General features: G+C 64.2%; 6 protein-coding genes. All 6 read left to right on the plus strand.

From position 1 onward, the window contains the following. The first annotated feature begins 192 nt into the window (after positions 1-192). The gene (locus tag RT662_RS03345; protein ID WP_313669146.1) at positions 193-1,407 is read left to right on the plus strand and encodes a phage portal protein; all 1,215 of its coding nucleotides are present in this window, start codon (positions 193-195) and stop codon (positions 1,405-1,407) included. Further along, positions 1,400-2,149 (plus strand): head maturation protease, ClpP-related, encoded by a 750-nt coding sequence (locus tag RT662_RS03350; RefSeq protein ID WP_313669148.1) that lies wholly within the window; start codon positions 1,400-1,402, stop codon positions 2,147-2,149. Before RT662_RS03345 ends, RT662_RS03350 begins: the two co-directional genes overlap by 8 nt. A gap of 63 nt (positions 2,150-2,212) precedes the next feature. Continuing rightward, positions 2,213-3,478 carry a phage major capsid protein gene (locus tag RT662_RS03355; RefSeq protein ID WP_313669150.1) on the plus strand — a complete coding sequence of 422 codons (1,266 nt, stop codon included), beginning with the start codon at positions 2,213-2,215 and terminating at the stop codon, positions 3,476-3,478. 57 nt (positions 3,479-3,535) lie between these two features. Beyond that, positions 3,536-4,000, plus strand: coding sequence for a hypothetical protein (locus RT662_RS03360; protein WP_313669151.1), 465 nt, complete (start codon positions 3,536-3,538; stop codon positions 3,998-4,000). A gap of 2 nt (positions 4,001-4,002) precedes the next feature. Continuing rightward, positions 4,003-4,200 carry a hypothetical protein gene (locus RT662_RS03365; protein WP_313669152.1) on the plus strand — a complete coding sequence of 66 codons (198 nt, stop codon included), beginning with the start codon at positions 4,003-4,005 and terminating at the stop codon, positions 4,198-4,200. A gap of 12 nt (positions 4,201-4,212) precedes the next feature. Beyond that, positions 4,213-4,404: hypothetical protein (locus tag RT662_RS03370; protein ID WP_313669154.1), on the plus strand; the 192-nt coding region annotated here is incomplete at its 3' end.

Below are 4,404 nucleotides of genomic sequence, written 5' to 3' on the forward strand. Positions count from 1 at the left end.
GGTCTCTGTGAGTGACCCAAGCGGCAACAGGAAATTGGACAAGTCCAAATCGACCGGCCGCATCGATGGCATGGTCGCGCTGGCAATGGCGATAGGAGCAGCGACGATGACGAAGGAAGCCGCCGCCGAAGCCGGGTTTGCTTTCCTGTGAGTTGGGCTGATTGGTTGTTCGGCACCGGGCCGAGCGCGAAAATGGACAGGCTGCCTTCTGGCGCGGTGCAGCGCGTGGGCGGTGGCAGCTTTGTCACGCTGAACGCGCCGGGCAGTGCGGGCCTGCCGGCTGTCACTGAGCAGACGGCGCAAAGCGTGGCGGCGATCAACGCCTGCGTGAAGCTGTTGGCTGGCGCGGTTTCGTCGCTGCCGATGAACATCTATTCGATGGACTTCACCAACGGCGCCAAGAGCCAGCTTTGGGGCGACCCATTGTGGTGGCTGCTGAATGAACAATGGGCGCCGCAATGGAGCGCGGCGGCCGGGTGGGATCACCTGATGCGGTCGCGGCTGTATCACGGCGATGCCTATGCTGCGATCTTGCGCAACCGGGCCGGCGACGTGATGGGCCTGCGTCCGGTCAGCAAGTCGCGTGTTGTGACCTATGAAATGATGGATGGCCGCTTGGTTTATGGGGTTTTCCCTGACGCCAAGAGCATCAATCTTGCCGTTGAGTATTACGACCAGGATGATTTCATTCACGTGCCGGGCGATGGCTTTGATGGCATCGCCAGCCCCAGCGTCTTGCAGTTCGAGCTGCGCAGCGCGGGCGGCGTGGCGCTTTCGGCGCAGCAGCAGACCGGGCAGTTTTTCGTCAACGGCATGATGCCGGGCGTGGTGATCACGTCGCCGGCCAAGCCCAGCCCAGATGAAATGAAGCTGGCGCGCGAGCAGATGGCCGAGCGTTATGGCGGCGTGCGCAACAGCTTTGTGCCGCTGCTGCTTTATGGCGGCGCTGATGCCAAGACGCTGACGGTCACGCCGGAAGATGCGCAGCTTCTGGAAAGCCGCAAGTTCCAAGTTGAAGAAATCGCGCGCATCTATGGCGTGCCGCCGTTCATGATCGGGCACAACGAAAAGACGACCAGTTGGGGCAGCGGCGTCGAGGCGATGGGCAGCGGCTTTGTCCGCTACACCCTGCGCCGGCACCTGCACGCGATCACAAACGAGTTCAACCGCAAGCTGTTTCGGCGCGGCGGCAATTTTTGCGAGTTCGACACCAGCGATCTGGAGCGGCCGAGCTTCAAGGATTTCATGGACGCGCTGCGCACGGGCGTGGGCCGGGCTGGCGAGCGTCCAATCATGACACAGAACGAAGCGCGCGGGCGCTTCAACCTGCCGCCGGTTCCGGGCGGTGATGATGCAGCGCCGCTGGCCGGCGCACCGACGCAACAGGAGGGCGCGGCCAATGAATAAGCTGTTCGCCTTTTATCGCGCCAACGCGGGCAAGGGCGCGGGCATCGTGGCGCGTGCCGGCGATGAGCCGGTGCTGCTGGTCTATGACGTGATCGTGTCGAGTGATGCCGACGCGGCATGGCTGGGCGGCGCATCGGCCGAGGCGTTTGTGCGCGCGCTGCAGGGCATGTCCGCCGAGCGCGTTCACGTCCGCATCAATTCGCCGGGCGGTGATGCCTTTGCCGGGATTGCGATGGCCAACGCCATCCGCGCCTATCCGGGCGAAGTGGTGGTGCACGTTGACGGCTATGCCGCCAGCGCCGCCGGCTTCCTGACTGCCGCGGCTGATCGGGTGGTCATGGCCCAAGGCTCGATGATCATGGTGCACAAGGCCTGGACGATCACCGCCGGCAACGCTGACGAACTGATGAAACAGGCCGCCGTGCTGGAAAAGCTGGACGCGCAGCAGGTGGAATTGTTTGCCGGCAAGAATGGCGATTACGACTGGAAGGCCGCGCTGTCGGCTGAGACATGGTTCGACGCTGACGAGGCCATTGCGCTGGGCTTGGCCACTGAAAAGGCCGGCGATGCACCCAAGCAGGCCAAGGCGCTGGCGTTCGACCTGAGCGCCTTTGACAACGCGCCGGCTGCCGTCGCGCCGGTTCCAGACGATGAACCTGCCGCGCCGGTCGCGGCCAATGACGACACTGCAGAGATTGAGCTTCGCAAGCGCAAGGCGCGTTTGGCGGCTCTGAAGGGCTGATTGCGCGCTGCGCATCAGGGACGTGCCGGCGTTTCCCGGCTGTTGAAAAGAAGGAGACAGGGCATGTCTGTGCAAGCCCTCCGCGAGCAGCGCGCATCCAAGGTGAACGCGCTGTCTGCCGCCGTGAATGATGCCGAACTGTTCGCTTCGATTGAAGCGGAAATTGCCGATCTGGATGGCCAGATCAGCCGCCACGAAAAGGCCGTTGCTGCCGTCGCCACGCTGAAGGCGCCCGCTGCGCCTGTTGCCGCGCCGGCCGCTGATGTGCGCCCGACCGTGCCGGCCGCTCCCAAGGCGGAAAAGGGCCTGCGCTTTGGTGCTGCCATGCGTGCGCTGGCCGCCGCTGGTGGCGACCGCAACACTGCCGTGGCCGTTGCTGAACGCTGGGGCCATTCGGGCCTGTTCGCCCAGCAGTCCGGTCTGACCGGCGGTGCTGGCGGCTTCCTGATCCCGGAAGATGTCAGCGGCGAACTGATCGAACTGCTGCGCCCCGCCTCGGTGGTGATGAGCTTCCAGCCTGTCATCATGCCGATGGACAACGGCAACCTGACGATGAACCGCATCGCTGTTGGCACCACCGCCAACTATATCGGCGAAACGCAGGACGTGCCGGCCACGGGTGTGCAGTTTGGCCAGATCAAGCTGTCCAGCAAGAAGCTGGCGGCCTTGGTTCCGATCAGCAACGACCTGCTGCAGTCGGCCTCCACGCAGGCCGATGCGGTGGTGCGTGATGATCTGGTGCTGTCGCTGGCCACCCGCATGGACTTGGCGTTCATTCGCGGCGCCGGCACGCAGTTCACCCCGCTGGGCATGCGCAACCAGCTCATCGGCACCGCGTTCGAGACGACCAACATCCTGGCCGCCAACAACACGGTGAACCTCACCAACGTCACCAACGACCTTGGCCGGCTGGAACTGGCGCTGCTGAACGCGAATATCCCGATGGTTCGTCCGGGCTGGATCTTCGCGCCGCGCACCATGATGTATCTGATGAACCTGCGCGACGGGAACGGCAATTATGCCTTCCCCGAAATGCAGAACGGTCAGCTGCGCGGCAAGCCCTATCGCACGACCACCAACGTGCCGATCAACCTCGGCAGCAGCGAAAGCGAGATTTATCTCGCCGACTTTGCGCACGTGGTTGTGGGTGAGCAGCAGGGCATCGAACTGGCGATCTCGACCGAGGCCGCCTACCGCGATGCGGGCAACAACCTGCAGGCATCGTTCAGCCGTGATGAAACGGTGGTTCGCGCCATCGCCAAGCATGACTTTGCGCTGCGCCATCTGCCGGCCATTGCCATCCTGACCGGCGTGACCTGGGCACCGTGAGCCTGATTGAGGGGGTGGCTTTGGCTGCCCCCTTTTTTGCCATGAAAGGGCAAACCCATGAGCACTGTTGAAATTGAAAACATCGGCAGCAAGATCAGCGTTGCACGCGCTGCTGCCAACACCGCCGCCACTGCTGGCGGCAGCGGCGACAACACCGCTGTTACGGGCGTGATCATCGATCGCGCCGCGCTTGGCTGGCCGCAGTCGGCTGTCTTTGCCGTGCCGTTCACCACGACGCTGGGTGCCACCAACACCCTGTCTGTTGCGATGACGGTGCAGGACGGCGACAACAGCGGCCTTTCGGACGCCGGCACCTTTGCCACCCGCGCCAACGGCGTGGTTGCGACCGGGCCCGGCGGCGGCGGCACTGTGACCGGCGTTGTCGAACTGGACGTGAACCTGTCGGGTGCCAAGCGTTATGTGCGCCTGAACTTCACGCCCGATCTGTCGGCGGCCAACACGGATACGGCGGCGCTGTCTGCGGTTGCCGTGCTGGGTGGTGCCACCCGTCTGCCGGCCTGATCATGAAGGCCGTGCGCTTCAAGCAGCATTGGCAGCAGTATAACGCGGGCGAGACTGCCAGCTTTGCTGCCGATATTGCCGACGCGCTGGTGCGTGCCGGCGTGGCTGATGACGATGCGGCGGGTGTGGAAGTCCCCGCTCTATCGGTCACAGCCGCGCCGGTCGCTACCCCGGCGCCGCGTCGCCGTCGCACCACTTAAGAGGAGCCACATATGGCCAAATTCGCCTCCCAGGCGGTGCAGGACGCGCCGCTTGATACCATCGCCACGGCGACCGAAATGTATATCTGCAACGGGCAGCCGACTGACCGTGCGGACGCCATCAGCAAGGCCCGTCACGCCAGCGCCATCACCATGGCCAGCGGCGACTTTGCCAAGACGACCAGCACCGGCAATCGCGTGCTG

Source organism: Sandarakinorhabdus sp. (genome assembly GCF_032115815.1).
Lineage (GTDB): Bacteria > Pseudomonadota > Alphaproteobacteria > Sphingomonadales > Sphingomonadaceae > Sandarakinorhabdus.

Excerpts from the sequence above, each read along its gene's own strand:
- RT662_RS03360 (WP_313669151.1), top strand. The coding sequence starts at position 3,536 with ATGAGCACTGTTGAAATTGAAAACATCGGCAGCAAGATCAGCGTTGCA.
- RT662_RS03365 (WP_313669152.1), top strand. The coding sequence starts at position 4,003 with ATGAAGGCCGTGCGCTTCAAGCAGCATTGGCAGCAGTATAACGCGGGC.
- RT662_RS03355 (WP_313669150.1), top strand. The coding sequence starts at position 2,213 with ATGTCTGTGCAAGCCCTCCGCGAGCAGCGCGCATCCAAGGTGAACGCG.
- RT662_RS03350 (WP_313669148.1), top strand. The coding sequence starts at position 1,400 with ATGAATAAGCTGTTCGCCTTTTATCGCGCCAACGCGGGCAAGGGCGCG.
- RT662_RS03345 (WP_313669146.1), top strand. The coding sequence starts at position 193 with ATGGACAGGCTGCCTTCTGGCGCGGTGCAGCGCGTGGGCGGTGGCAGC.